General features: G+C 35.8%; 26 protein-coding genes, 1 tRNA gene and 3 pseudogenes. 12 read left to right on the top strand and 18 right to left on the bottom strand.

What is annotated here, in order from left to right; genetic code table 11:
* Positions 1 to 24: 24 nt before the first annotated feature.
* Positions 25 to 510: an Lrp/AsnC family transcriptional regulator gene (locus HMPREF1154_RS06955; protein ID WP_009641853.1), complete on the top strand. Its 486-nt coding sequence runs from the start codon at positions 25 to 27 to the stop codon at positions 508 to 510.
* 1 nt (position 511) lies between these two features.
* The gene (locus tag HMPREF1154_RS06950) at positions 512 to 1,126 is read left to right on the top strand and encodes a deoxynucleoside kinase (RefSeq protein WP_009641861.1); all 615 of its coding nucleotides are present in this window, start codon (positions 512 to 514) and stop codon (positions 1,124 to 1,126) included.
* Between the two features lie 9 nt (positions 1,127 to 1,135).
* Here the strand turns inward: HMPREF1154_RS06950 and HMPREF1154_RS06945 are convergent, their stop codons facing one another.
* The 12 genes and pseudogenes from HMPREF1154_RS06945 to HMPREF1154_RS06895 form a co-directional block, all read right to left on the bottom strand.
* Entirely contained in the window at positions 1,136 to 2,206 is a 1,071-nt protein-coding gene (locus HMPREF1154_RS06945; RefSeq protein WP_009641859.1) for a DUF3810 domain-containing protein, read from the bottom strand.
* Positions 2,203 to 2,424 carry a hypothetical protein gene (locus HMPREF1154_RS13870; RefSeq protein WP_009641871.1) on the bottom strand — a complete coding sequence of 74 codons (222 nt, stop codon included), beginning with the start codon at positions 2,422 to 2,424 and terminating at the stop codon, positions 2,203 to 2,205. Before HMPREF1154_RS13870 ends, HMPREF1154_RS06945 begins: the two co-directional genes overlap by 4 nt.
* Positions 2,425 to 2,615: 191 nt before the next feature.
* Positions 2,616 to 2,951 (bottom strand): hypothetical protein, encoded by a 336-nt coding sequence (locus HMPREF1154_RS06935; RefSeq protein ID WP_034567067.1) that lies wholly within the window; start codon positions 2,949 to 2,951, stop codon positions 2,616 to 2,618.
* 23 nt (positions 2,952 to 2,974) lie between these two features.
* Positions 2,975 to 3,727, bottom strand: coding sequence for a hypothetical protein (locus tag HMPREF1154_RS06930; protein ID WP_009641851.1), 753 nt, complete (start codon positions 3,725 to 3,727; stop codon positions 2,975 to 2,977).
* Between the two features lies 1 nt (position 3,728).
* Entirely contained in the window at positions 3,729 to 3,881 is a 153-nt protein-coding gene (locus HMPREF1154_RS13330) for a hypothetical protein (RefSeq protein ID WP_009641846.1), read from the bottom strand.
* 223 nt (positions 3,882 to 4,104) lie between these two features.
* Positions 4,105 to 4,326: pseudogene (locus HMPREF1154_RS13110) on the bottom strand (ABC transporter permease); the annotation flags it as partial.
* Positions 4,327 to 4,376: 50 nt separating this feature from the next.
* Positions 4,377 to 5,084, bottom strand: coding sequence for a hypothetical protein (locus tag HMPREF1154_RS06920; RefSeq protein WP_009641856.1), 708 nt, complete (start codon positions 5,082 to 5,084; stop codon positions 4,377 to 4,379).
* 333 nt (positions 5,085 to 5,417) lie between these two features.
* The gene (locus HMPREF1154_RS06915) at positions 5,418 to 6,101 is read right to left on the bottom strand and encodes an SH3 domain-containing protein (RefSeq protein WP_009641874.1); all 684 of its coding nucleotides are present in this window, start codon (positions 6,099 to 6,101) and stop codon (positions 5,418 to 5,420) included.
* Positions 6,102 to 6,133: 32 nt separating this feature from the next.
* The gene (locus tag HMPREF1154_RS06910; RefSeq protein WP_009641845.1) at positions 6,134 to 7,159 is read right to left on the bottom strand and encodes a PDDEXK nuclease domain-containing protein; all 1,026 of its coding nucleotides are present in this window, start codon (positions 7,157 to 7,159) and stop codon (positions 6,134 to 6,136) included.
* Between the two features lie 117 nt (positions 7,160 to 7,276).
* A complete protein-coding gene (locus HMPREF1154_RS06905) occupies positions 7,277 to 7,975 on the bottom strand; it encodes a hypothetical protein (protein WP_009641863.1) in 699 nt (232 codons plus the stop codon).
* A gap of 306 nt (positions 7,976 to 8,281) precedes the next feature.
* The gene (locus HMPREF1154_RS06900; RefSeq protein WP_034567062.1) at positions 8,282 to 9,265 is read right to left on the bottom strand and encodes an alpha/beta hydrolase; all 984 of its coding nucleotides are present in this window, start codon (positions 9,263 to 9,265) and stop codon (positions 8,282 to 8,284) included.
* 34 nt (positions 9,266 to 9,299) lie between these two features.
* Positions 9,300 to 10,139 (bottom strand): CPBP family glutamic-type intramembrane protease, encoded by an 840-nt coding sequence (locus HMPREF1154_RS06895; protein WP_009641868.1) that lies wholly within the window; start codon positions 10,137 to 10,139, stop codon positions 9,300 to 9,302.
* Between the two features lie 6 nt (positions 10,140 to 10,145).
* Here HMPREF1154_RS06895 and nhaA point away from each other — a divergent pair.
* The 7 genes and pseudogenes from nhaA to HMPREF1154_RS06860 all read left to right on the top strand — a co-directional run.
* Positions 10,146 to 10,976: pseudogene (nhaA, locus tag HMPREF1154_RS06890) on the top strand (Na+/H+ antiporter NhaA); the annotation flags it as partial.
* 7 nt (positions 10,977 to 10,983) lie between these two features.
* Positions 10,984 to 11,697: a YARHG domain-containing protein gene (locus HMPREF1154_RS06885; RefSeq protein ID WP_009641858.1), complete on the top strand. Its 714-nt coding sequence runs from the start codon at positions 10,984 to 10,986 to the stop codon at positions 11,695 to 11,697.
* A gap of 140 nt (positions 11,698 to 11,837) precedes the next feature.
* Positions 11,838 to 12,125, top strand: coding sequence for a hypothetical protein (locus HMPREF1154_RS06880; RefSeq protein ID WP_009641849.1), 288 nt, complete (start codon positions 11,838 to 11,840; stop codon positions 12,123 to 12,125).
* A complete protein-coding gene (locus HMPREF1154_RS06875) occupies positions 12,122 to 12,538 on the top strand; it encodes a hypothetical protein (RefSeq protein ID WP_009641847.1) in 417 nt (138 codons plus the stop codon). Before HMPREF1154_RS06880 ends, HMPREF1154_RS06875 begins: the two co-directional genes overlap by 4 nt.
* A gap of 255 nt (positions 12,539 to 12,793) precedes the next feature.
* Positions 12,794 to 13,039, top strand: a complete 246-nt coding sequence (locus HMPREF1154_RS06870; RefSeq protein WP_009641877.1) for a hypothetical protein — start codon at positions 12,794 to 12,796, stop codon at positions 13,037 to 13,039.
* A gap of 2 nt (positions 13,040 to 13,041) precedes the next feature.
* Positions 13,042 to 13,446 (top strand): hypothetical protein, encoded by a 405-nt coding sequence (locus tag HMPREF1154_RS06865; RefSeq protein ID WP_034567060.1) that lies wholly within the window; start codon positions 13,042 to 13,044, stop codon positions 13,444 to 13,446.
* 439 nt (positions 13,447 to 13,885) lie between these two features.
* Positions 13,886 to 15,121, top strand: a complete 1,236-nt coding sequence (locus tag HMPREF1154_RS06860) for a site-specific integrase (RefSeq protein ID WP_009641860.1) — start codon at positions 13,886 to 13,888, stop codon at positions 15,119 to 15,121.
* A gap of 849 nt (positions 15,122 to 15,970) precedes the next feature.
* Here the strand turns inward: HMPREF1154_RS06860 and HMPREF1154_RS06855 are convergent.
* Genes HMPREF1154_RS06855 through HMPREF1154_RS06840 form a run of 4 tightly spaced genes read right to left on the bottom strand, consistent with a single transcriptional unit; the run spans position 15,971 to position 21,058 of the window.
* Complete coding sequence (locus HMPREF1154_RS06855; protein ID WP_009641848.1) at positions 15,971 to 16,324, bottom strand: DUF4280 domain-containing protein; 354 nt, start codon at positions 16,322 to 16,324, stop codon at positions 15,971 to 15,973.
* Positions 16,325 to 16,341: 17 nt separating this feature from the next.
* Positions 16,342 to 17,070, bottom strand: coding sequence for a hypothetical protein (locus tag HMPREF1154_RS06850; RefSeq protein WP_232211981.1), 729 nt, complete (start codon positions 17,068 to 17,070; stop codon positions 16,342 to 16,344).
* 11 nt (positions 17,071 to 17,081) lie between these two features.
* Positions 17,082 to 20,393 carry a phage baseplate assembly protein V gene (locus tag HMPREF1154_RS06845; protein ID WP_034567059.1) on the bottom strand — a complete coding sequence of 1,104 codons (3,312 nt, stop codon included), beginning with the start codon at positions 20,391 to 20,393 and terminating at the stop codon, positions 17,082 to 17,084.
* A 20-nt stretch (positions 20,394 to 20,413) separates the two neighbouring features.
* Positions 20,414 to 21,058 (bottom strand): transposase, encoded by a 645-nt coding sequence (locus HMPREF1154_RS06840; RefSeq protein ID WP_009641862.1) that lies wholly within the window; start codon positions 21,056 to 21,058, stop codon positions 20,414 to 20,416.
* A gap of 108 nt (positions 21,059 to 21,166) precedes the next feature.
* Here HMPREF1154_RS06840 and HMPREF1154_RS06835 point away from each other — a divergent pair, with 108 nt between their 5' ends.
* Together HMPREF1154_RS06835 and HMPREF1154_RS06825 are read left to right on the top strand one after the other, a co-directional pair.
* Complete coding sequence (locus tag HMPREF1154_RS06835) at positions 21,167 to 22,336, top strand: hypothetical protein (RefSeq protein ID WP_009641854.1); 1,170 nt, start codon at positions 21,167 to 21,169, stop codon at positions 22,334 to 22,336.
* A gap of 659 nt (positions 22,337 to 22,995) precedes the next feature.
* The gene (locus tag HMPREF1154_RS06825) at positions 22,996 to 23,520 is read left to right on the top strand and encodes a TetR/AcrR family transcriptional regulator (protein ID WP_034567069.1); all 525 of its coding nucleotides are present in this window, start codon (positions 22,996 to 22,998) and stop codon (positions 23,518 to 23,520) included.
* 3 nt (positions 23,521 to 23,523) lie between these two features.
* Here the strand turns inward: HMPREF1154_RS06825 and HMPREF1154_RS06820 are convergent.
* Together HMPREF1154_RS06820 and metK are read right to left on the bottom strand one after the other, a co-directional pair.
* Positions 23,524 to 23,847, bottom strand: a pseudogene (locus tag HMPREF1154_RS06820) (Na+/H+ antiporter NhaA); the annotation flags it as partial.
* A 352-nt stretch (positions 23,848 to 24,199) separates the two neighbouring features.
* On the bottom strand, positions 24,200 to 25,450 hold the full coding sequence (gene metK, locus HMPREF1154_RS06815; RefSeq protein ID WP_009641878.1) for a methionine adenosyltransferase: 1,251 nt from the start codon (positions 25,448 to 25,450) through the stop codon (positions 24,200 to 24,202).
* A gap of 221 nt (positions 25,451 to 25,671) precedes the next feature.
* Here metK and HMPREF1154_RS06810 point away from each other — a divergent pair.
* Positions 25,672 to 25,744, top strand: a tRNA-Gly gene (locus HMPREF1154_RS06810).
* Positions 25,745 to 26,060: the final 316 nt, after the last annotated feature.

The following is a 26,060-nucleotide window of genomic DNA, read 5'->3' as shown; positions in this document are numbered from 1 at the left end:
ATCTTTGCCGACAAATACACGAATATGATAACATTTGACCAAATTGATTTGATTCTATTAGACGAATTACAAAGAGATAGCAAACAATCTGTAAAGGAATTGGCCAAGAAAGTAAATCTTTCTATCACTCCTGTACATGAGCGTATCAAGAAGCTCGAAGCCCTCAATGTAATTCAGAACTATGTAGCCGTAGTCAATCCCGATGCCTTAGGCAAGACCCTTGTGGCTTATTGCCAAGTGAAGCTCATCCGCCACCAAGAGACACTCTTTGAGGAGTTCGAACAATATGTCCGCAGCCTTGATGAAGTACAAGAGGCCTATTACATGGCTGGCCCTTATGACTTCTTACTCAAGCTCATCCTCAGAGACATGAAGGATTACCAAAACTTTGTGGTGCATAAAATCTCCAAATTGGATATCATCTCCAATATACAGAGTGCCTTCACCATTCAGAGTATCAAGAATACGTCTATGATTAAGTGTATGTTGGACGAAGAAAATAAGAAGTAACATGCACTTTGCTATTGCTGGAAATATAGGGGCGGGCAAGACTACCTTGACCGCCCTACTTGCCAAGCATTATAAGTGGGAGGCACATTACGAAGATGTATCGGACAATCCTTACTTGGACGATTTCTATGCCAATATGGAGCGATGGAGCTTTAACCTACAGGTGTTTTTCCTCAATAGTCGCTTCCGCCAAATCATTGATATTCGCCAGAGTAAGAAGGATTTTATCCAAGATAGAACCATCTACGAGGACGCTTATATCTTTGCCCCCAACTTGCATGCTATGGGACTGATGGCCGAGCGAGATTTTCGCAATTACCTATCTCTCTTTGAGCTAATGGAGCGTTTTATACAACCTCCTGACCTACTGATTTACCTAAGAAGTTCTATTGCTAATCTGGTCAATCAGATCCAAAAGAGAGGTCGCGAATACGAAAGTAGTATCTCTATAGACTACCTCAACAAGCTCAATGAGCGTTATGAAGACTGGATTCGCAGCTATGACAGAGGAAAACTCCTCATTGTAGATGTAGATAGGGTAGATTTTGTACAAAACCAAGAGGACTTAGGAGAAGTTATCCAGCGTATAGATACCTCTATACACGGACTTTTCTAAAGTCCTCTCTCACTTATCTATATGGGTAAGGTAGTAGATAAGCATACCTGTTACATAATCGTAATTCTGTATGCCTCCTTCTTGGGCATTGGCCTTAAGGAAAGTATCATAACTTTGTTTGAAAACCTCTTCCATAGGGTTTTCATACTGTGTCCAAAAGCGATAAGCCTCGGTATAGTTTTCTAGAATCCCTACTCGTAGTTGTGCTTTATAAGCGTCATGCTGCTCTGGTGATAGCTGTCTTACTTCTTTCATACAATAGCGTAAGGCAAAAAGAATGGCACTATACCTAAAATAGGGCTCCTTATGGTGATAAGTAGCCAAAAAACCAATAAAATTGGCTTCCTTTTCCGAGGCATAGCCCAATTGGTGTGCCACCTCATGGGCAGCTGTTACAGGAAAGCTATAATGAGTAGCCAAGGCATTCACCTGTGCCTCTCCTGTAAAAGGATTCAGATAGCCACTATAGCCCATATAGGTAAGCACTTTGCTATATAAGGACGATTTAAGACTGGACGTATAGAGCATAAATCTGGGAAACTTATACGAAAGCACCTTGTATCCCTGAGGGATTCTCTCATATACCTGTGTTGGAGTAAAAGGCATCTTCGCCGCCTGTGATGCTAAGGGTTCTAATTGTTCGTGTAAGGCATTGGCCTCCTTGATAAGTCTTTGAGTTGCCTGCTCTAGTTCTGCCTCGGTATAAGAAAAATCCCAACCCAATTGTACTGATAAGGGTTGTCTATAATAGTTGAACCCCCAAAGAAAATAAAACAAGCTCACCACTAGAACGAGACCCTCCCCTACTTTCCTAAGGAAACAAAGAGGAGTCTTACGTAGCTGCCTAAAATACCTAATGATATAGTACAGTGCCCCCAAGGGAAGTATTGTATAGAGCACATCCCCCACAGAAAAAGGAATCCAACCGAGCAAAAAACGTACTGTCCTGCCTATATAGGGATAAAGCCCTGTGCTATACCACTGCTCAGTAAGTGCAGGCTTATAGCGGAAAAGCCCATACAGTGCTACAAATAGCCCTATATAAAGGAGTTTCCCATAAGTTGTGAGGATTTTTTTCATATTTCAACTGTTTTCAAATAACCTTCAGCAAAACTCTTAATAGTTTCTGAGCAATAGTCTCCTCCTTTGGCATAAGAAATCCCCATAACTTCTAAAGTTATGGCTTGGCACTGCTCATCACTAACAGTAATAGCTTTGCAATCTAATATTTCTCGAACAACAACCATACATTTTCGCAGGTCTTCTGTTGTAGCACAAGGAGGTAAAGTTATTTTCATCAGAAATGGTACTTCACCGTGTCCTGTTGCTCTATAGGCTTCTTTCCAAAATGTATAGCAACATTCACATCTATAAAGGGTAACCCATTGTGTAGGATAAAAAGCTATCTCTTTATAAGCTATTTTACCTTGAAAGTTTTTAATTGATTCCCCCTCTACAATATCAGCTAACTGGTTACAAATACATTGTTTCATTGTATAATTTCAAAATTACTTCCTTTAGTACTCTCTACAAGTATAATCCCTCCATCACAGGTAAGACAAAACCCATTTGCCTTATCTTCAATAAGGCTTTCTTGGGTTATTTCATTATAGGTAATCTCAAAAGAAGGATTATGCCAACTGAAATTTCCTTGTATATATTTACTCCCTATGACTATAAGATATAAGGTTGCTGTTGTGTCCTTTTTTGTAAGGTATAGCACTACTCTCCTAAATGTAGGAGTATACTGAGTCAGAAGAACACTATCCGCTTTGAATTCTTTAAGTATGGCACAAATAGTTGTGAGGTCTGTTATAGTATTCATTTCTGTAATTCTTTTCAAAATTCTTATAATCCATTAATTTCATTTAGATTGAGGATCATATTATTGTGTTCTGACATAAAATCACGTTTTTCTTTATCCAAATAATAGATGGGTATATGATGATATTTAGGATTGGTAGGTTTTAGGTCACACAAATCGTTATCCCATTCTAAACTGAAATCGGTAATATCTACTATAAGTGCTTGTATAGGAGTCAGTTCTACAAATATATCTATGCTGTTCTGAATATAATTAGCCTCTAAACTTCCTTTATAAGGATAAATACCTACAAGCTTAAGCATTCCAATAGTATCATTTTCAGATAGAAATGTTTCTATTGTTACTTTGCTTAGCTGGCTATCTCGTTCTAATTTTTCCATTTTAGGCAATTGCTCATAATGCTTATATGAGGCATTGGGAAACTTTTTGATGTTCTTTTCTATCAAAAAATTGATAGCATCCAGTTTGCTTGTAAAAGGATTGGAAAATACTTTTTGAAGTGAGATAATGACTTCCTCTCTTATATTAGGAACAGTGTTGAAAATCAATTCTGTAAAATCTAAAATGCGACATACAGCTTTAGTGTTTTCATCTAAATTCTTTTCTATAAAGTAGCTCAATAATTGTTGCTCATCAGGGGTATCTATACGCCTCTTAAACTTTAAGTAAGTTATCTGAAAATAGGTGTTTTTGAAAACTGTCTTTTCAATAAACTCCAACCGAAAAGGAAATTTATCTTCTATATTGAAAGGAATAAAATGTACTTGTTTTTCCATATCAAAACGCTACTTCCATAAATTCATTTGTGTTTTCTTCCATTTGAAAAATAGAAGCAATAATATAACATTTTTGCTGTTCTCCTCTGAAAACAAAGATTTGCTCTTCGTTAAAAGGAATATTCGCTTTGTTACACTCTTCTAAAATATCCATATCCTCATCAGCTATATACGAAGTAAGTACCTCTGCTCGAAAAAACTGATGAAATTTTATGAGTTTTACATCAGCAAAATAAAAGTGTATGTTGTTAGAAAAAAACGCGTTCTTACAGCTTCTTATTAACAACATAGAATGACTAATGGAATACTTCCAAATCCTAAATTGTCTATTTTGTAAACTTATTTTCATCAGTTCTTATTATTTCTAATTACCTATTGGCAAAATTAGTAATCTCATCTTCACCAAACATACTCCCCTCAGCTACACTCCATTCGCAGTATGGACAAATATTCGGTATTCACACCAGAGCCCTCGCCAATGGCAAGCATTGTTATCACTGAGTCCACCCCAATGATGATGCCCTGCATCGTAAGCATAGCCCTTGTTTTGTTAAGCAAAAGGCGCGCCACGCTATTTTAAAAAGATTTTGTATGTTCATAATGTTAATTAGTGAATTAGAAAATTAGCAGATTAGCAAATTCTGTGAGACTAGAAAGGTTCTCCAATGATACGGGTTTTATACTCACCTTTTACTATTTGCCAGCACACTTTGTAAGCATAAGCACCATCACCACAGCGAACGAAGATATAGAGTACATCGTCTTCTTTATCATAATATACCTCATTATTATACGGATGTACCCATACTTGGTACAAATCATCATAGGCACTTTTGGGAATAGAAACATTTTTACCATTAATATTAACCACAATACTCTTGTAGTGGGTTTCAGGAATAAAGTCTGCACCTTGAGCTCTCTTACCATCAATGATTAACTCCTCGTAATATTTGTGTTTTTTCTCGGTAATCTTATGTTTGGTTTTATCAAACTTTTGGGTAGTAATAGTTACACTAATGCCTTTACCAGCAATGGTGATACTATTGCCTTGCTCTTTACCTTTGCCAATAGAAGGAAATTCGCCTATCATCTTTAGGCGACTTTTATGTACATACCCTTTATCTACAGCAATCCAATTAAAAAATATCTCTTCACCAGTTTCATCTTGTGTAGTATCAAATAAAGCGTATACAAGTGTATTATTAGGCAAAGTACCTACAATTTTGCTTTTTACGCTTTCTTTAGCGCGAATGTTCACATAGCCGTCTTTGTCTTTTACTACGGCATAATCTCCAAAAGGACCTTGTGCAAAGGCATTGGTCGTAAGGAGAAAAAATAAAATAAGTAAGTGTTTCATATCCAATAGATAATTGATAACAAGCTATTTATCAAGCTGTTTGTTGCTTTCCATACTTGTATAAGTTTCATTTGAAAGTTTTTTAATAGATTTAAGGTAATCTACTTTGTCTAAAACAGCACGTTGTTCTTTAATGGTTTCTACTAAAATTTTAAAACGTTCTTCAATACTATAGAAGCGATTAACCCCTGCTTCATTTTTAATTCCCCCGAATTCAGGGGAATTAAACTTATATAATCAGCTTCATTAATCACTCTGATATTTATTTCAACATCTTGTACTTTAAGTTTATTATTTGTTGGTGTCATATATTTGGTAATTTTAGTTACATCATTAAAGTTGTCCTATAATACGGGTTATGTACTTGTCTTTTACTATTTGCCAGCACACTTGGTAAGCTAAACCAGCTTCGCCATTAACTGCATAAATATAAAGTGCCTCCGCTTCCTCATCGTAGTATATGGAACTGCTAAAATAGGAAATTTCATACAAATCATCATAAGCACTTTTAGGGATAGGTACATTTTTGCCTTTCATAGTTACAGTAATACTTTTGTAATGGTCTTGAGCTAGTGAACCGTCCCATCCATATATTATTTCTTTACCATCAATGATTAATTGTTCATAACTTCCCTGGCCTTTCTTAGTAATCTTGTGCTTGGTTTTGTCGAACTTCTGTTTGGTAATGGTCACTTTTACGTCCTTATCATCAAAAATAACACTATTGCCTTGCACTTTTCCTTCTATAGCACGAAAGTCAAATATTTTTTTCAAGCGACTTTGATGCACATACCCTTTATCAACTTCAATCCAGTTAGTAGGGTTATATTCTTTATCAAAGAAACCATACACAAGTGTATTGTTAGGCAAAGTACCTACAATTTTGCTTTTTACGCTTTCTTTAGCGCGAATGTTTACATAGCCGTCTTTGTCTTTTACTACGGCATAATCTCCAAAAGGACCTTGTGCAAAGACGTTGGTCGTAAGGAGGAAGAATAAAATAAATAAGTGTTTCATAGCTGTTTTGCAATTTTAAGGGAATTAAAGGCTCAATTATTATTCTTTGTTTGCTCTAAGAAGCTCTTTTGTTGTTCTATTTCTCTGACCAGCTCTTCCTCTGTAGGCAAATAATCAACATATTTACTGGCAAATAACTGAGGATTTTCATGCAATACGGAATACTTAGCCACGACACTATCTGTCTCTGTACAGAGTAATAAGCCAATCGTAGGATTATCTCCTTCTTGTTTTTTCAAATCGTCATACATTCTCACATACATATCTAATTGTCCTATATCCTGATGCGTAAGTTTTTCAGTCTTTAATTCTATTATTACAAAACATTTTAGAATATAATTATAGAAAACTAAATCAATGTAAAAGTCACTCAGTTCAGTGCGTATATGTTCCTGTCGAGCTACAAAAGCAAAGCCTTTCCCCAACTCCATTATGAACTTTTGCAAATTATCAATAAGAGCTTTCTCTAACTCTGTTTCTGTATAAGAAAGATTTGTAGGTAAATTTAAGAATTCTAATACAGTAGGATTCTTAATAAATTCAGTAACTTGTAAGTTAGCTGTTTTTTCTTTCATCTCTTGTATGACCAATTCTTTCTCTTGGCTTGCAATAAGTCTATTGTAATAAAGGGTAGAAATATTACGATCAAGCGTACGTACTGACCACATGTTTTGGGCTGCTTCGGTGAGGTAATAGGTACGAGCTTTTTCATCCTGAACCTTTATAACACGTTGAAAATGAGACCAACTCAATTGTGCGAACAGTGTTCGCACTTTTTGATAATCTGAAAAAAGGATGTAGAATTGCCTCATTTCCCACAAAGATCGTTTACTAAAACCTTTACCAAACTCAGCTGTAAGGACTCCAGATAAGTTTTTTATGATTTCTTTGCCATACTCGGCACGCTCCTTTCCATTTTGTTCTTCTAACACAATACGTCGCCCTATTTTCCAATAGGCATTCACCATTGCCATATTAATAGCCTTATAAGCCTGTGAGCGTGCCTCTGTCAAAATAGCTTTTATCTCTATTATATAATCAGCTGAAATTTCTCCCATTATATTGATTTTTAGATGTTTATAATTTATAAATCAGTGATTTCTAAATCTTAGTTTTGCAATTCTGAATTGTGCGAACACTGTTCGCATTTTTTTAAATTACTACAAACTCTTAAACTATGGTTCTCCTATAATGCGAGTTTTGTACTCGCCTTTTACTATTTGCCAGCACACTTCGTAAGAAAAAGCGCCACTACCATTATGGGCAATAATGTAAATTGTATCTTCCTCTTTGTCATAATATACCGCATTATTATCAGTATACATAGCTACTTCGTACAAATCATCATAAGCACTTTTAGGGATAGGTACGTTTTTGCCGTTGATAGTTACAATAATACTCTTGTAATGATCCTCAGGTAAAAACAAATCACCGTCTAACCCTTGAGCTCTCTTTCCATCAATAATATACTCACTATACTCTTTATGTTTTTTCTTGGTAATCTTGTGTTTGGTTTTGTCAAATTTCTGTTGGGTAAGGGTTACGCTGATGCCTTTATCGGCAATAGTAATACTATTCTCTGTTTCTTTCTCTTTACCTATAGAAGGAAATTCATTTATCTTTTTTAGACGGCTTTTGTGTATATAACCATTCTTTTCATATACCCAGTTAGAAGGATTAGGTTCATCATCACCAAAGAAAGTGTATATAAGTGTATTGTTCGGCAATGTACCTACAATTTGGCTTTTTACGTTCTCTTTAGCACGAATGTTTACATAGCCGTCTTTGTCCTTCACCACGGCATAATCTCCAAAAGGCCCTTGCGCAAAGGTATTGGCCGTAAGGAGAAAGAATAAAATAAGTAAGTGTTTCATAAGGTTTCTATATAATGTGTGTTCTGTACAAAAAATAAGAATTGTTCTTGTTTGTTACTTAGTTTCTGCAAAGATAGTGATTCTTTTTTAATTTAGCTAAAGTTTGAAAGCAAATCTCAAGCACAACCTATAAGAAACACGCTTACTGGGGTTTGTAGTTGGCTCTTACTATTTGCCTACATTCTCAAATCAAAAACAAAAGGGGGACTGAAAATAGTTGGTTTTATGCAAAACACAAAAATAACTACTTTCAGTCTCCCTATTTCAAGAAATATTAGCTTAAAACTTATTCTTTATGACTTTATTTTATTGAAGATTTTCACTAAAGAATGTTTCCAGCTTATCAAACGGAATTATACCAGCTTGATTGTCGTAAAAATCAGTATGACGGGCATTGGGGACAATAAAAAGTTCTTTCTTCTCGGCACCAATTAATTTGTAAGCATCTTCACTCATATAACGTGAATGAGCATTTTCTCCTGCAATCATAAGAGTAGGTACCTCAATTTCGTTCACATAGGCTAACAATGGAAAATTCATAAATGAAAGCAATGTAGTGGCTGTCCAAACATGATTGGAAACGGAACGCTCGTGGAAGCCTCGTGGTGTTTTGTAAAACTCAATATAATCATTCAAGAATTGAGGCACTTTATCAGAAGGAGCCTCCGGCATAGGATAACCAGGGGAAGGAGTTCCTGTCTCGGCATCCGTCCAACGAATAGCATTGAGCGAACGCTTCATTTCCAGACGCATTTCAGGCGTATTGGCATCAAAATATCCTTTGCTGAAAACACGGGACATGTCGTACATTACCATGGTAGCTACTGCCTTGATACGTGTATCAATAGCCGTAGCATTGAGCGCAAAGCCACCCCAACCACAGATACCAATAATTCCTATTCTTTCTCTATCGACAAAGGGTTGAAGGCCTAAACAATCCACCGCAGCCGAAAAGTCTTCAGTATTAATATCAGGAGAGGCTACATTGCGAGGTTCACCACCACTTTCGCCTGTATAGGAAGGGTCAAAAGCTAAGGCTACAAAACCTCTCTCAGCCATTGTTTGTGCATAAAATCCTGAAGCTTGTTCTTTTACAGCTCCAAATCCTCCACAAACAGCAAGCGCGGCGAGCTTCTTATCTTCGCTATTTTTCGGGAAATACAAATCGCCAATAAGGGTAATCCCATAGCGGTTTTTAAACGAGACCTTTTTATATTCAACCTTATCGCTTTTGGGGAAGATCTTGTCCCAGCAGCCAGCATTTACTGGCATTTCATTATTTTTGTTCATATTGCTAATATTTTGGTTTATACAATTTTATTCATTATGAATGAAGATACCCTTTACTTTTGCGTATTTTTCTCAAATATAAGCTTATAGCCAAGTATGTCAATGTTGGAATTAGACCAAAAAGAGGAGATACTAAAAGTGTTTTATCGGTTGAAATAACAGTAAATCCTTCTGAAATGAGAGGGTTAAGAACGTCTTTCATTGAGTGCATCAAAACTACCAATAAGAGTGAACGCGAGAGAAAGAAAATTTCGGTGTACATTATTGTCCAAACAGCAATGACTACAAAGCTCACCAAAACAAATAACACTTTGCTATAAGGGAAGAAGGTTGCCTGATAAGCATCGTCTAAGAATATAAGATTGTATGGCAAGTGCCATATTTGGCATACGAATGCCACCACTAAATAAATCACCCATTCGTTTTTGGTGAGTTGTTCCATTTTTACAGTGAGATAGCCTCGAAAAGCCGTCTCTTCAAAGATATTTTTGATAAAAATGGGTAAGAAAGCAGCAGCAAAAACAGGGAAATAAGCAGCAACGCTAAACTTGCTCACATCTACCCAACCTAATAGACTGCCAACAAACAGTGTTATACCAATAACTACGGGATAGACTGCAATAGCAAAGATATACCAGCGGGTGTTTTGCTTGAAACGAGGTTTTAAAGGGAAATCTTTCCAACCATTGCCACCCAAAAGGCGTAGCAAAATCATACACACAATAGGCGTAGCAATAAAAATCCCTGATCCCAAAGACTCTAAATTAGAGGGTTCGCCTAATAACTGGTTTACTCCAACACCTATCCATCCGCAAGAGATGGCTACCAAGCTAAATAAGATTACATTCCGAAGTGTTTTTTTATTGGTTATCATATTAAGGTACTAAATTATGGGACGCCTTATAGCAAGGGCTGGGCGATTCCTATGGCTACAGATATTGCCTTTTCCTTGGCGGTCATCTCTATGTTGGGCAGAAGGGTGCCTATAGCGATTAAGGTCTTTTTAGCAGCCCTATCCATAGTAGATGACTTAGGGGCTATTGTAGTGATTGCCCTCTTCTATACCAATGCGATTCATTGGAGTTATCTGCTCTATAGTGGGGGAATCATAGCTGTATTATGCCTGTTGAACTATCTTAAGGTGAGAAAAATCGTATTTTACTTGCTTTTAGGAGTACTCTTGTGGTATTGTATGCACCATTCAGGAATACATGCTACTATAGCAGGGGTTATTTTGGCCTTTACTATGCCTGCTAATGCGGAAAAAGGTAAAAAATCTCCTTCAGAAAAGCTGGAACATGCCCTACAAATCCCTGTAGGCTATATCATTATGCCTGTTTTTGCCTTGGCCAATACCAATATCACCTATAAGTCAGGTATGATAGAGGGATTATCCTCTTCTTTGGGAGTAGGAGTTGTTTTAGGGCTTATCTTGGGCAAACTCATAGGGATCAATCTTTTCTCCTTTATAGCCGTTAAGCTAAAGATAAGCACTTTGCCCCATGCCAGTCGTTGGATACACATGATAGGCGTAGGGCTATTGGGAGGGATAGGCTTTACCATGTCTATCTTTATCTCCTTGCTTTCCTTTAAGGAACATGAACTACAAGATGCAGCCAAATTTGCTATTCTAACGGCCTCTATACTTGCAGGGGCTTTGGGATATATATTGCTAAGAAGTGTCACCAAGAAAGAAAACAAATCTGTTTAGAGACTATATGAAACACCTATACTTTTTATCAATAGCGTTATTCTCATTAAGCGCTACGGCACAGCTAAAAGATTGCGCCACTTGTGCTACCCAAGTGATTAAGGAACAACAGATCAGCAAATTGAGCATAGATGAATTGCGTTTCCTCACTAACGACCTCTACGCTCGCAAAGGCTATAAGTTTAAAGACTACGAAATAAGCAATTACTTTAATGAAAAACCGTGGTATAAGCCTGTGAGTGACAATAGTAAGGTGAAACTCAACGCAGTGGAAGAGCAAAATGTAAAGCTATTTCAAGAACGCACGGCAATACTAAAAGCTGATAGAGAAAGACTATTAGAAGCATTGCGAAGTTTAAAAGCAGAAACCCTAAAAGGCAATAGTCCTATTCCCCAAGGCAACTATAATGAGCATTTTAGTAAAACCATTGCTAAAATAGATATAGATGATATTCATTGGATTAAAAATCAAGGGTATTATAGCGTAGAGGTTGATAATTTCAAAAAAACACATCAATATTATATATCTATAGAAGATAATGAGATTCTGATTTATTGGATTTTTCTTGAATACTCAAAAAAGGCAGAAGAAGAAAAACTTCCTAAGACATTTTATGAAAATGAAATAGATTCAGCTTCTCCTCTTCAAGGAGCTTACATTTGGTCGTTTACTTGGGAAAATTCACAATTAATATTTAAAGGTTATATTCCTACTGGGTGATAATTTTGGGAAGTACTACTTATTGGAGATTCAGATGGAAAAATCAAAAATTGGTATTTATAGAGTCTGTAATGGCAGGATAAAGAGAAAAAGGGATATTCTTTTTCTTTTGACAATACTAATAAACTACTTTCGTGACTATGAATAAAATATTTCAAGTAGAAAAGCTCTTAGTTATTACTGAAAATACATTTTCAGTAGCAGGAAGAGTGATTGCAGGGGATATTATTCACAAAAGAGAGGTTTTCAATCTTATAAAAATAGACAATAACACTTTGGTAGCGGTAAATTTCACCCTAAAACAAATAGAAATGTATGGTCGTTCTATTGATTTTATAGATTTAGGGTGTACAGAAGTGCTATTTTTAGAAGGAGAATGCCCTACTACTCAAATAAAAGAACTAATTATAGCAGTACAAATAATATGACCGAACTTGAAAAAGCATTAAAAGATATTGATACTACCACACATCCTAACGGACTTAGAGATGGGATAATTTACTATAATGAAGAGGGTGATTTCTGTGTGTATAACCACTATTCCGCTTGTGAGTGGCTTAAGCATTTGGCAGTGCATTATGGTGAGGTGACTATGGAAGAGGCTACTCGACTGGTAGAAAACTCAGACTGGATGCGTATGCCTGAATCTATTAATGAAGTAGCATTTATCACTCATGAAGAACAATATCATTGGGCGATGTTGCTTGTAAAAGGTAATATGTATTGGTTAAAAGGGTATCCTTCTGGTATTATTGATTTTAAAGAAGAATATATTGATTGGGAAGAACAAATAGCAAAACAATATCAGCTAAATGATGAATATATATATATGGTGATTTAGAGTCTGCCGACTATGAAAGTGGGATACTTGATAACGCTATAATAAAAAGGAAAAAGAAGGCGGATCTTCCTAAAGAAGAAAGTATTATCGAAAAGATTTCCAAAATATTGAAAAATCATTAGCAGTATGAAGTCCAACTGCGAGAAAGGGGTTTTTATGATTGATATGAATTTAATAGACCTTATTACGGACAACCACAATACTCCTTTTTAGGAAATCTCCTATCATTGGCATAGAACGTATCAGGCTAAGGGTATGCAATATCAACATTTTGTAGGGGAGATTACCACTACTTATAACATTCCCGAAGCGCTTATTTCTTTGTTGGATAAACAATGTGAATTAGTTAATGAAGGTGTTTTCTCAGTTGATCAAATTATCGAGGATAAGATAAAGACTTACGAACTCAAATTGCAAAATAAGAACGTCAGCATTGTAAACCTTTATATAGAAGGCAATGAAGTAGATTTTTGTATTGTAGAGAAAAATAAAGAGAAATAATTATGTTTCAAAATGATATAAACACAAAGACTATTGATTTTGAAAAAGACTCTAATAATTTGCCAAAGTATAACACACTCTTTCAAGAAAGTGAGTACTTAGAAGTAGAATTGTGTATTGAAACGTTTTATATAAGGGAAATTTGTGCTGAAATTAAAAATGAAAAGGGAATCATAGTAAGGTTAATATTTAATTATGTAAGAGATTTTTATACTCCTACAGGAAATTACTTTGATTGTAAGGATAACCAAAGATGGGAGGATAAATGGACTCATTGCAAGTTGAGACTTGAAGAAGAGACTACCATAAGACAAATGTTGTGCCCCATCACCATACCTAATTATAGCTTATATGAAGAGAACAACGGATTCTTTATTAAAAGTAGGAATTTGTCAATAGTAATTTGAGCAGCTTAAGAAGAGGGGATGTGCATCAAAGTCACTTTATATTTATTCGTTCAATGGCGATTTAGCTCACAAAGTATGTAAGCAAATAGTAAAAGGCGAGTATAAAGCCCCTATCATACGAAAACCTTGAGCTATTTCATTATCAATTGATCTAAAAATTACATTTTATTTTTCTTAGAAAATTACGAATAAAAAGCAAAACTACAAAAAATAATGTAATTAGCTCATACAAAGAGGATTATTTTTTTGATAGGAAGATAAGACAAGACAGAGTCTTAGATGATTTGGACAGGCTTTTTCAAAATTAGGTTTCTAAATCGTTACCTAATACCTTGAAAAATAATTTTTATTAGTAGGTTATATTTCAGTGTTTTACACCTTTTTTCATATTGAACAGTAACTTGATAAAAAGTACTTTCGCAAATTAAAAAATTAGAGTATGAAAAAAGTAAAACGCTCAACCTTTAAGGTATTGTTCTACCTTAAAAAGAATGCCCCAAAGAAGAACGGTAAGGTTGCTATTATGGGGCGTATTACCATTGACAATCAGGTAGCTCAGTTTAGTACCAAACTTGAAATTCTTCCACAGAAATGGGATTTGAAATATGGCAGAGTAACAGGTAAAACAGAGGAAGCTACCCAGCTCAATCGCAAGCTAGAAGAGATTCGTTCACGTATGGTTACTCATTATGAGGAGTTGATGAAGTACGAGGGAGTGGTTACTGCTCAGAAGCTAAAAGCTACTTTTCTAGGTATAGGAGTAATGGAAGATTCCTTGCTAAAAGTCTATGAGAAGTTCAAAGAAGACTTTGCCCTGATGGTAGAAAAAGGTGTTAGAAGTTACAGTACGCTTAACAAATACGAAAATGTATACACTCATTTGAGCGAGTTTATCCAGTACAAATACCACAGAAGTGATATTTCTTTCAAAGAGCTTACAGAAGACTTTATCAACGATTTTGACTTCTATCTTAGAGTTAATAAAAGTCTTACTCACAACACAATATGGGTTTATATGATGCCCCTTTGTAAAATGGTAGAAATAGCCATAGACAAGGGTATCATCTATCGCAATCCTTTTAAGAATTATATAAGTTCTATGGAGGAGAAAGACAGAGGCTATTTGCTTAGAGAGGAAGTAGAAACTCTTCTGCAATATCATCCTAAGAGTGCTTCTGTTGAATTAGTACGAGACCTATTTGTTTTTAGTTGCTTTACAGGTTTTTCGTATATTGACATCAAACAACTTAAAAGAAGTCACTTACAATCGTTCTTTGACGGTAACAAATGGCTTATCAAACGCCGTCAGAAATCCGATGTGCCCTGTAATGTACGTTTGTTGGATATAGCCGAGAAAATTATTGAAAAATATGAGGGTACGACTCGTACTGAGGCATTGTTTCCTACGCCCTCCAACACTAATTGCAATCTCTTAATCAGAAAGATGATGAAAGATTGTAACATCATTCGTGAAAAACCCATTTCATTTCACTGGGCACGCCATACCTTTGGTACTCTGTTCTTAACAGAAGGGGTTCCCTTGGAAAGTGTTAGCAAGATGATGGGACATAAGAATATCAAAACCACCCAGATTTATGCTAAAATCACCAATGAGAAAATTAGCAAGGATATGGAAATTGCTGCCGAACGATTAAAGAATTTAAAGATAGGATAGCTTCTCAGTGTCTTTTAAAAATTAGAAATCCATTGATAACATTTCAAAAAGAGATGTGTCAATGGATTTTTTTGTTGCCTTACAGAAAGCTATTAGAAGAAAAAAAGACTTCAACAAATAAGGATATTCGTTTGTCACAAATAGAAATACGTCATTAAGACTTACCTATTTTCCCTGTTTTAAACACTTAAGGCACGTAATGGCGGTTCGTTGTTCGAGTGCAAAGGTATTTCTGTGTTCTTAACGCTTCTTGCAAGGTCAAGCCCGATGGGTTTTCAAAAAAATCTCCAGCCCTTGCCCGTTGTCCTGCGGGTAGTATTTTTTTGAAAAATCTTGCAGAAGCTAAACACAGACCTTTTATGGCACTCGAAACGAAACCAGCTCATTCCGACCTTTAAGCGAATAAAAAAATGTCAAATATGAGAAAAATGCCGCTTCTTACAGATTGTTTTTTGAAACGAATACCGCTTTTCCTCCCATTGTCGAATAAAAATTTCAAACTATGTAGCTACTTAATTACGTTTTTACCTTCGTACATACTTGCTTGCTCTGATACGTGAAAGCAAAGTAATGTACAAATATACATATAGCTTTACATAGAATTGTAAATAACTTTGTAAGTAAGTGATTGGTTAAATATATTACTAATATGCCCTAAATCACTTTATGAGCTTGTAGTGTTTATCTTCTTTTCTTATGGTTAATTAAAATTTGATCTTTAGGGAGAATTTTCTGTTCACCGGAACAGAGCAAGTTATGTTTTGAGGCACGCATTAGGCGTTTAGGCACTCAAAACAACTTGCCCTTGCAGGGAGCTTAAAACGCACTCCGAAGTCGTGGCGATTAGACTTATTCCACATTGTGATTTTCGTTGTGTCCTTTATCTTTTACGGTGATTTTGCCACCAACTGAGCACATACAATAGGAGCTTTCTGTAAGTATTTTTTGTCTGTTGATAGAGTCTTTCTCTGCGGTATCTTCCCATTGAATAGGAGCAGGCACACAAGGTAAATAACCACCTGAAGAAGGTTTTAGTTTACATTGCTTAAAGGGCTGTATATTAGTATTCGCTTGCTTGTCCTCCTCAGTAGCCATAGCTTTACCCTCAATAGTTACAAAATCTTGACTTGTAACATTGAGGCAACTTGTTGCAGTGCCTTGATTGCAACTGAGTTCTGCAGTATCAGTGATGATTTGTGGCATAACTAATAAAAATTATTTCACTTTTTTATTGCTCTATCTTTATTCTCTTTACTATTCTTTAATTGAGGTAACCCAGAAAGATCCATTGCTTTATTATTATAGCGTTCATATTCTTCTCGAGTATATGTCCCTGCTACACAATCAAAGATATATTCATAATAAACATCAATAAAAACATCTATTACTTCTTTAACAACTGCCACTGTCCATTTTTTTTCTTTTTCATCAAAATCAAAGTCTAATTCATTTGCTTCTCTATGTTTTCCCGTTCGCAAATTGATAACTCCATCTTTTTCTAATACCTCTAAAACCTTATTAAAAGACCATTTCTCAAATTTTGCTTCTTCATCTACCTGTGTTTCATCTCCTATAGCATCATATTGTCTCCAAACACCTATTTTTACAGTACTTCTAAGTCCTGCAAAAGCTCCATATTCTTTTAGTCTTCCGTTGGGGTAATAAAAATACATATAATAATGGTAGGAAGGCTTAGGAGGTATCACAAGATAATATATATCATCTCCCCCTACAAATGATTCAAAAGCACTCCCATCTGCTAATATATAAAATGGGGGACGTGTTGGATCTTCTTTATAACCTTCATAGTTTCTTTTGTATAATTCAAAATCAAATCGTTTAAACATAATTGTATCTTTTAAAGAGTTTTTAACTTCAATGCTATATCTTTGCGCATTTTTACATTGTAAAAATAGAGTGATGATTATTAAGCTTATAAATATTCTCATAATATCATTTTTTATTCCAATAATGTACTTTCTCGTACTATTAACCATTGCCAATGCCACGTAAGATAACGCTCTTTTGGCGAGTCTATTCGATTTTTTGTAACAGGGTTTACTCCCAGATGTGAATAGTCCATTATGTTGTTTGTTTCCATTGCTTTGAATACAAAAAAGTTCTTATCTCTTATTTTTTCTTCCATCCTTGATTTATATATTTCTGATGGGTAGTAGAATGAATGTGGCAATCCTAAAGCGTGTAAACACTCGTGTGCAATGGTTTCCTTTTGGTGCCCATTAAATAACATTACACATTTAGATACTGAATCAAAATAACCTCCTGCTCCTTCAGTATTAGGTTCCTTATATTCAAGATCAAGAAAATACAATTTAAAATAATTTGTATAAACAGTAGAATATTTACGTTCAAATTCATTTTTGACAAAATTATCCAATCCATTATTATCTGTTATTGTTTTAGAGACAATTGTAAAAGGATAAGGCGCAGGTAAATTTAAACAGAAAGACTCTCCTTGAGCACTGTTAGGGTCTTTTTCAAGTAAATTTACTTTGATCAACGCCTGTCCTAAAGCTTTTTTTAAGAAATTAAAATTATTATCTTTACTAATAATATAATCTCTCATTATAGTTTTTATATAAACAGGAAGTATATTGATAGTTTTTACAATAGGTGCAATCATTGTAATGCAGCCTGCTAAATTTTCTGTTTTGTTCCCTTTTTCATCTACTTTAATGGCATATATTTTAATATCTATATCCTTGTCAAACTTTATTCCCTGTCCATTTTTATCTATGACTTGAAATGCCTTACAAGTAATTTTTATAGTTTCTCTTTTACCCGATTTAGGCCGCTCTATTTTTAATCTATCAATTCCTATAAAATGGTGATTGGCAGTTAGTTCTTTTGTCTCATCATTGAGTTTAAACACTAAATAATCAGGTTTTTCTTTACTTAAAAATTTAATCTGTAACTCAATTTCAGCTTCACTCACTCCATAATTCTCTGTTTTAGGAAATAAGGCAATAAAAGACTTGTAATGAGTAAAATTTTGCTCAATACCATTCTTATTCTTGATTTTAAAGTTAAAAAGGGAAAAATCTTTTTTCAGTTTATTTTGTGATTCATCACTATGTCCATATTGGGTTCCATCAAGTTTGAAATTTTCTATTATATTACCACCTCTGTTTACATACCAACTATTGGGATTGGATATAAAAAATGAACTATAAGTGTTAGAAGGATTGTTTTGTTTTTCTATTTGCATTTCAGCATCTGTTTTACTATAATACTTTCCGATAAGATCTATATATTTCTCAGTATCATTAATTCCTTTCACATTGCTGTTTTCTTTATAACAATCAAACCCAAATTCTCCTTTCCAATCTTTTTTAGTTCTAAAATGCACTAAAACATAAGTATCAGGGAGAGTCTCTATTATTTCATACTCTTCTGCTTTATTACTATGCTTTGTGCCTTGCTGTCCTTTCACCTCAAGCAAGCCCTTAGAGTTTACCGTTGCCAACTCATCTGAGTGGATAAAGAGTTTTTCTACTCCTGCCACATTTGTTTCCTTTGCCTCTATCTTCATCAGGTTGTCGGAACTGAGCAAGGCGTTGCCTAAACGTGCCTCATATTCAGCTACGATTTGCCTGAGTAGCGGAGTCTCCATAATCATTTGCTGTAATATTTGCATTGTAGCTTGTCCACCTACAGTGAAGTTGAGGTTATTCCCCACACTCAGGTCAAAGTTTTTACCTGCATTCATACAGATGTTATTGGGGGCATAAAGATTGATATTGCCCTTGCCGTCCATCTCGTAAATGTTATGACTCGCATCCTCAATCCTCACACTTCCATCTTCATCGTTAAGTAAAATCTTAGTTCCACTTTTGGTGTGTATGGCTTTAGTAGTAGGTTTATAACCACTCTTTGCCGCGCCGTTGTAGTGCGCCCCCAGCACAAATGGTCGTTCGGCATTGCCGTTCTCAAAGTCTACCATTACCTCTTCGCCTACTTCGGGAATGAAATAAAAGCCTTTGCCATTGCCTGCATAAGGCTGTATCATCCGTATCCACGAGCTTAGCTCATCACCTTTTTGCCAAAAGAACTGTACCCGTACGCGCCCCATTCCTTGAGGGTCATTGTTATCTTTAACGATAGCAGGTTGCTGTTCTGCTTTGGGAAAAGCCTCTGCATTGTAATCCGCAGGCGTGCGCATCATAGGGATATCCTCAAAGCTATTTTCATAGTTCATACCGCTGTGGTAGTGCGATATTTTTATCACTCTATAGGTCTCCATTGCACGGGCATTGATGTCGGTAAGGCACGCAAAGGTGTTCATCCTCAGACGTGGGTCGCGACTGCGCCCTGTTACTTTAAGCGATAGCTCCCTTAAATCTCTTTCCTGACGCACTACTTCTTCTAAATCTATATCCGATTGCTCTAACGAGGTAGCTGAATGGTATTTCTGAGGTATCTTTTTGAAGAGCTTTTTAGAAGCATTTTTGGCATCCGTCTGTATAGGATTGTTTTTGTACTCACAACAAGCACTTTCGGCGTCCTTTCTATAAACTTCAGCCCTGTCTATAGCATAGTTTATGTACTCAAAATCCTGCGGTTTCATCTCTAAGGTAAAATCCTCATCAATGAGGTTCAGGTTCTCACCTAATTCAATGGTCTCTTGAAGTTTATTGCCAAAGATGAGTTTAGAGCCATCGTAATAAAAGTATTCTCCATACAAATTAGCCAAACGGCAGATAAATTTGTAGTCAGATTCGTTGCATTGCACCGTATAAGGCAATGCTCTTGTAGTGTTTACCCCTGCTGAGCTATCAACCTGAGCAGAATTATCATAACCCTCACCTACTGAGGCTATAATTTCCTTGAGGGTTTTGTGTTCATAAGAACGACAGGCTTTGCCTTGATCTAACAAAATACTTGGTGTATTGCCTGAGATATAGAGTGTGCCATAACCACCGCCTGTTTGTCGTTTGCAATAAATTCTGGTGATAATCCCTGAAAAGTGCTGTACTACTTTGCCGTATTGGTGGAACTTAATGGTAAGCGGCTCACCGAGCAAGTCGCGGGAATGCTCCATAATGTACTCATTAAAAGCATCAAAAGAGTCTTCAGGGGTTTCAATAGTAAAAGTGTCGTGCTGGCAGTTGTATTGATGCAGTTCTACCTTGTAGCTTTCTTTGGCTAAGAAGTCTTTACCATTGGAACTGAGCAGACAATAAACCACAGGATTAGTTTTATCTTCTAAAAACTCCTTGAAAGTTTTAATTTTCATATCTTTCAATTCCATACGCAATTTGGGTATTATTGTTAATTTGAGGGTAAAGAAACGAAAAATAATGCAACTAACCAAATTATTTTGAAGAAAAAAGATAGGAGGAATGAGAAGGCTGGGAGGTTTGGGAGGAATAGGAGATTTGAGAAGGCTGTAATCTTATCTAAGGCTTTTACATCTGCCGTTTTTCCTACGGTAAAATGAAACGCAATTGGTATCCCTTCTCCTGTTGTAACTAACTGAACTTTAATTCCATAAAAATAAGACCGCATACTTGCTGTATAGCCTCTATATTGTTTGCCTTTTGCAATTTTACATCTATTAATACGAATGTTTTGACAAATAGGTATAGGAAATGAATCTATGATATAGTTCATTTCACAAGTAATCTCTTTATAAAAAGAGGCTATCAAATGAAATAATTCATAAAGTACATTTCCCAAACTATGTAAGCGCCTATTAAACCTACTTTCTTCTAACATATTGGGAAATAGGTTATATTGTTTAACAAATTTGATAGCTGAACGATAGTTCCCGTAGAAATTTGTAGCAGCTATAAATACCGTTGTAATAATCTCACTATCAGACACTTTTCGGCGAATATCTTCAGAATGATTAATTTCTTTTAAAATATCATCGATAATACAAAAAATTGATGTAATTTTGTCTTTGCAAAGCATTGGAGTTGTTTTTATTTTTTTGCAATTACAAATATACAAATCTTTTGCTTTGCTTTTTTATTTTTTTAACTTTTCAACTAGCAAGTTGAATTAATTAGGAGATAAAAGATGGAACTAAAAATATTCTACTCTTGGCAATCTGATTTGCCTAAAGATCAAAATTTGAACTTTATTGAAACATCAATTGAAGATGCATTAAAAAAGTTACACCAACAAAAAAAAATTTCATTAGATATAAAGCTTGATAAAGCAACAAGAAATTTAGCTGGTTCTCCTGATATTACAGAATCTATTTTTACCAAAATAGGAAGTTGTAATATTTTTGTTGCGGATATTTCAATCATAAACAACAAATATGACGAATTAAGAAAAACGCCAAATCCTAATGTATTAGTAGAATTAGGCTATGCAGCTAGATCATTAGGATGGGAAAAAATTATATGTGTATATAATAAAGATTTTGGAAGCTATAATGATTTGCCATTCGATTTAAGAAATAGACGAATATTAGATTATACAAGTTGTAATGGAAAAGACGAGTTATCACGTAAAATAGAATTCGCAATATACGAAATGAATAAAAAAGGAAATTTGACTAACAAAATATTGGATTTTCTTAAAAAAGACATAGATAGAGAAATATTGGGGGTATTATCACATTTATCATTAATAGTTGATTATGATATTTCAAAAAAGAATTTATTTGCAGCTACACAAAACTTCCTGAATATGTCTCAAAATGATTTATTCAAGGAGTTGCAAAATAAAAAAATACTAGGATTTTACGTCTTGAAACAATTTAATGAATATGAAAATAAGATTTACAACCATATTAATAAAGCTCTAAGTTCTCCATATTATAATAGAGAAGTTTTGAATTCACTCATTGATATTTATGAATGGTTTGCTGAATATGACAAGTTTAAGACCAATTATTTTTCTACACTATTTATTAAATTAGAAGAGAAAGATGATAGATTTATTGTCGTTAAGGGTTCAGAAATAGCATCAAATAATTTACCTAACAGATATTTGTTGATGGAGAAACTTGACAAAGAAAAAGGTATTGTTCGAAATTTTGGTGATTTCCCCATTGGCTATATACCTGTATTGACTAATTATTTTACACTAAATCATGGAACTCTCGACAAATATTGCGACATATTATTTTTATTAATAGAATCAATCAATAAGTGGCTAAAAGTTACCAATAATGAATTTATTATTGACTTTACAAAACAATTCAGGATAAAAAAATCAGATGGAAGCTGGCTCTAATTTATTCCCAAATTCCTTGTTTCTTGTATATCCGATATTTTTTGCGTTTTTCCGTCGGGTCGGTCGTTTTCGTTTCAGTGGCGTAAAAAGGTAGGGCTTAGGACAAATAAGGTTTTACGGCGAGAATACTACCTGCAATGAAATGGACGTGTGGAGATTGTCGTCTAAACGGATTTCCACCCCGACTTTTTCCCCCATAAAAGCTCGGAACAACCTTTGCCACTGACAACGAACAACCGACCCCGACATGATACACGGGCATAAGTGGAGGATGTGCAGGCAGAGAAGCGGGGCGAAAACAAAAAACGCAGTCTCAGGGGGACTGCGTTTTATCATAAGAACGGAATACATAGAAAACAAAAAGCCGCCCCAAGGACGACTTTACGAAAATAACTTGGAGAAAATTCTTTTTTCTCACGATATACTCTTAACTTTGCAACAGGTTATTCAAGTTATGCAAAGCGTTGTATATCATCGTGGAAGATAGGTCGCCAAATCATTACCTACTGCATTTCATAACTCATAAGGCTATTGAAAGCCAATCATTTGAACCTAAATGATAGATTTTTAGTAAAAAAAAATTGTTTATTCAAAAAAATATACTACTTTTGCCTATGAAATAACATGTGTTATATTACAATTGTTATATAAAGGAATTTATGCCGAAACCAACAACAATAACCCAAGAAGTAATTATAGAAACTGCCTTCGAAATGGTACGAAAGGAAGGCTTTGGAGTGCTTTCTGCTCGAAATATTGCCAAGCAAATAGGTTGCTCCACTCAGCCGATCTATTGTTGCTATAAAAATATGGAGGACCTCAAAGCTGAAATCTGCAAAAAAGCACTTGCTTTCCTCCAAAATGTAATGCTTAGTTACTCAAAAACAGGCAATACTCTTTTGGATTTGGGATTGGGGTATGTGCGAATGGCACACGCCGAACCCGCCCTATTCAAAGCTTTTTATATGGATAATGTTAGCAATGTAAAACTTACTGACATTTTTCCCGAAAGTGAGCGAGTGGTAAAAATAATGAAAAATAGCGAGGAATGCCGAACCCTATCTGATAAAGAGCTGAAGAATAACATTGCTAAAGGTTGGATGTTGGCACATGGTATCGCTTCGTTGGTAGCAGTTGGTATCTTTGTTTACGACGAAGATAAAATTTTAGAAATATTGAAATAAACCTAGGGAAAAGATAACCGCAGGCACGATCATACCCCCTATAGCAGCTACTATTGGGAGGGAAGCACTCCTGATATCCGAGAGTTCGCCCTTGAGGATCTCCCGCTTGATCTCCAATCCTACCAATAGGAAGAAGATAGCCATCAGGGCATCATTAATCCACATACTGATCGAATAAGGCCCTACCTCTTGGTCTAAGAGTGCCTGAAAACTTTCCGCCATAGGGGAATTGGCGATTGTCAAAGAAAGTACTACACAGAGGATCAACAACACCCCTGAGGACTGATTCTTAGAAAAGAATCCTTTTAAAATTGCAATTAGTTTCATGATAGTTAATCTTTTATTATAGTTTGATATTTAAATATTTATAATTCGAATCAATAGTTAAAATATTATTTGCTAACTTTCTAAGACGCAATAAATTGCGTCTCTACCCTAACGCTGGCTAATACAACTCCTGATGAGCGTAGTCATCCGTAGAGACGCAATTTATTGCGTCTTAACGAATTGGATTATACAGATATTTTTAACTATTGATTCGCATTTATAATTAGGGAATCTCTGATTTACAAATCCCAGTTTTACAATGCTGAATTGTGCGAATAGTGTTCGCTTTAATAACAAAAAGAGGCTCTCCTTATCGGGTAGCCTCTTTGGTATATTAGAGTTCTTTAAGACGTTATAGTCCGAAAGCCTTTCGGATTGTCTCTACATAGTCTAATTTTTCCCAAGTAAAGAGTTCTACCTCTATGGTTTTGGTGTTATGATAAGGAGAAGCAAATACTTTCTTTACCACTTCTGGGTTTCTTCCCATATGTCCGTAAGCGGCGGTTTCGCTATAAATAGGATAACGCAGCTTCAGGCGCTGTTCTATATCATAAGGGCGCAGAGAGAAAATTTCTCTGACCTTCTGAGCAATTTGTCCATCGGTAAGGGCTACCTTGGAGGTGCCATAGGTATTGACATAGACACCTGTAGGCTCGGCTACCCCAATGGCATAGCTTACCTGTACGAGCATCTCATCGGCTACGCCTGCCGCTACCATATTCTTTGCTATATGGCGGGTGGCATAGGCAGCACTTCTGTCCACCTTGCTGGGGTCTTTCCCAGAGAAAGCGCCCCCTCCGTGAGCACCCTTGCCCCCATAGGTATCTACAATAATTTTGCGCCCTGTAAGCCCTGTATCTCCATGAGGCCCTCCTATGACGAAAACCCCTGTTGGGTTGATATGGTATTTGATATTTTCATCAAACAGATGCGCATATTTTGGGTATTGTTCTTTGATACGAGGAATGAGTATATGAATCATATCCTCTTTGATTTTGGCAAGCATCTTCGCTTCAGTATCAAAGGGGTCATGCTGAGTGGAAATCACAATACTATCAATACGTACAGGCTTATTATCATCGCTATACTCAAGGGTTACTTGGCTCTTGGCATCGGGACGTAGGTAAGTGATTTGGTTATTCTCACGGCGCAAGGTAGCCAATTCGCGTACAATGGCATGAGAAAGCGCCAAAGGGAGTGGCATATAAGTATCTGTTTCACGAGTAGCATAGCCAAACATCATTCCTTGGTCGCCTGCACCTTGTTCCTCTGGAGAGTGGCGTACTACCCCTTGGTTAATGTCAGGGGATTGCTCATGAATGGCCGAAAGCACCCCACATGAGTTGGCCTCAAACATATAATCACTCTTGGTATAGCCTATACGCCTTATAACATCACGAGCGATTTGCTGTACATCAAGGTAAGTTTTGGATTTCACTTCTCCTGCAAGGATCACCTGACCAGTGGTTACTAAGGTTTCGCAAGCCACCTTGGACGAAGGGTCAAAAGCAAGGAAATGGTCAATGAGGGCGTCGCTAATCTGGTCAGCGATTTTGTCGGGGTGTCCTTCAGACACGGATTCGGAAGTAAATAAATATCCCATAAATAAAGCTTATGAGGAGATTACTGGTTTAGCATCTTTTATCGCCTATGCGATGAGGTAGCAATCAGTCAAATCTGTCCTCGGTTAATAGTGGGGCAAAGTTACGGTTTTATTTTTGGAAATAAAACAAATAAGTCCATTATTTTTCTTGGCAGAGAAAAAAATGAGATTTTATTTTGTGGGATAAAAAAAATGTTTTAACTTTGCACCGTCAAAAACAAGCGGGAGTAGCTCAGTTGGTAGAGCGTCAGCCTTCCAAGCTGAATGTCGCGAGTTCGAACCTCGTCTCCCGCTCAAGAAAAAATCCTTGATAACATCAAGGATTTTTTTGTTTTACAATGCTGAAAATTCGAATCAATAGTTAAAATATTATTTGCTAACTTTCTAAGACGCAATAAATTGCGTCTCTACCCTAACGCTGGCTAAGACAACTCCTGATGAGCGTAGTCATCCGTAGAGACGCAATTTATTGCGTCTTAACGAATAAGATTATACAGATATTTTTAACTATTGATTCGCATTAAAAGTTCTCTTTTATTGTGGGCACGAGCTAAAAGCTCACACCAGCGGAGTTCTCTTTCAAGGGCTAATTGCCATTAGCCCCTACACC

The sequence above is a fragment of the Capnocytophaga sp. CM59 genome, assembly GCF_000293175.1.
In the GTDB taxonomy this organism is placed as follows: Bacteria; Bacteroidota; Bacteroidia; order Flavobacteriales; family Flavobacteriaceae; genus Capnocytophaga; species Capnocytophaga granulosa.
This window is presented reverse-complemented; position numbering and strand designations above follow the sequence as displayed.

What these genes read in the sequence shown, in the direction of transcription:
- HMPREF1154_RS06915 (WP_009641874.1), bottom strand. Translation starts at nt 6,101, where the DNA reads ATGAAACACTTATTTATTTTATTCTTCCTCCTTACGACCAACGTCTTT.
- HMPREF1154_RS06955 (WP_009641853.1), top strand. Translation starts at nt 25, where the DNA reads ATGATAACATTTGACCAAATTGATTTGATTCTATTAGACGAATTACAA.
- HMPREF1154_RS06895 (WP_009641868.1), bottom strand. Translation starts at nt 10,139, where the DNA reads ATGATAACCAATAAAAAAACACTTCGGAATGTAATCTTATTTAGCTTG.
- HMPREF1154_RS06910 (WP_009641845.1), bottom strand. Translation starts at nt 7,159, where the DNA reads ATGGGAGAAATTTCAGCTGATTATATAATAGAGATAAAAGCTATTTTG.
- HMPREF1154_RS06875 (WP_009641847.1), top strand. Translation starts at nt 12,122, where the DNA reads ATGACCGAACTTGAAAAAGCATTAAAAGATATTGATACTACCACACAT.
- HMPREF1154_RS06840 (WP_009641862.1), bottom strand. Translation starts at nt 21,058, where the DNA reads ATGCTTTGCAAAGACAAAATTACATCAATTTTTTGTATTATCGATGAT.
- HMPREF1154_RS06920 (WP_009641856.1), bottom strand. Translation starts at nt 5,084, where the DNA reads ATGAAACACTTACTTATTTTATTTTTTCTCCTTACGACCAATGCCTTT.
- HMPREF1154_RS06935 (WP_034567067.1), bottom strand. Translation starts at nt 2,951, where the DNA reads ATGAATACTATAACAGACCTCACAACTATTTGTGCCATACTTAAAGAA.
- HMPREF1154_RS06865 (WP_034567060.1), top strand. Translation starts at nt 13,042, where the DNA reads ATGTTTCAAAATGATATAAACACAAAGACTATTGATTTTGAAAAAGAC.
- HMPREF1154_RS06880 (WP_009641849.1), top strand. Translation starts at nt 11,838, where the DNA reads ATGAATAAAATATTTCAAGTAGAAAAGCTCTTAGTTATTACTGAAAAT.
- HMPREF1154_RS06850 (WP_232211981.1), bottom strand. Translation starts at nt 17,070, where the DNA reads ATGAGAATATTTATAAGCTTAATAATCATCACTCTATTTTTACAATGT.
- HMPREF1154_RS06860 (WP_009641860.1), top strand. Translation starts at nt 13,886, where the DNA reads ATGAAAAAAGTAAAACGCTCAACCTTTAAGGTATTGTTCTACCTTAAA.
- HMPREF1154_RS06945 (WP_009641859.1), bottom strand. Translation starts at nt 2,206, where the DNA reads ATGAAAAAAATCCTCACAACTTATGGGAAACTCCTTTATATAGGGCTA.
- HMPREF1154_RS06900 (WP_034567062.1), bottom strand. Translation starts at nt 9,265, where the DNA reads ATGAACAAAAATAATGAAATGCCAGTAAATGCTGGCTGCTGGGACAAG.
- metK (WP_009641878.1), bottom strand. Translation starts at nt 25,450, where the DNA reads ATGGGATATTTATTTACTTCCGAATCCGTGTCTGAAGGACACCCCGAC.
- HMPREF1154_RS06885 (WP_009641858.1), top strand. Translation starts at nt 10,984, where the DNA reads ATGAAACACCTATACTTTTTATCAATAGCGTTATTCTCATTAAGCGCT.
- HMPREF1154_RS06825 (WP_034567069.1), top strand. Translation starts at nt 22,996, where the DNA reads ATGCCGAAACCAACAACAATAACCCAAGAAGTAATTATAGAAACTGCC.
- HMPREF1154_RS06950 (WP_009641861.1), top strand. Translation starts at nt 512, where the DNA reads ATGCACTTTGCTATTGCTGGAAATATAGGGGCGGGCAAGACTACCTTG.
- HMPREF1154_RS06835 (WP_009641854.1), top strand. Translation starts at nt 21,167, where the DNA reads ATGGAACTAAAAATATTCTACTCTTGGCAATCTGATTTGCCTAAAGAT.
- HMPREF1154_RS06870 (WP_009641877.1), top strand. Translation starts at nt 12,794, where the DNA reads ATGCAATATCAACATTTTGTAGGGGAGATTACCACTACTTATAACATT.
- HMPREF1154_RS06930 (WP_009641851.1), bottom strand. Translation starts at nt 3,727, where the DNA reads ATGGAAAAACAAGTACATTTTATTCCTTTCAATATAGAAGATAAATTT.
- HMPREF1154_RS06845 (WP_034567059.1), bottom strand. Translation starts at nt 20,393, where the DNA reads ATGGAATTGAAAGATATGAAAATTAAAACTTTCAAGGAGTTTTTAGAA.
- HMPREF1154_RS06855 (WP_009641848.1), bottom strand. Translation starts at nt 16,324, where the DNA reads ATGCCACAAATCATCACTGATACTGCAGAACTCAGTTGCAATCAAGGC.
- HMPREF1154_RS13870 (WP_009641871.1), bottom strand. Translation starts at nt 2,424, where the DNA reads ATGAAAATAACTTTACCTCCTTGTGCTACAACAGAAGACCTGCGAAAA.
- HMPREF1154_RS13330 (WP_009641846.1), bottom strand. Translation starts at nt 3,881, where the DNA reads ATGGATATTTTAGAAGAGTGTAACAAAGCGAATATTCCTTTTAACGAA.
- HMPREF1154_RS06905 (WP_009641863.1), bottom strand. Translation starts at nt 7,975, where the DNA reads ATGAAACACTTACTTATTTTATTCTTTCTCCTTACGGCCAATACCTTT.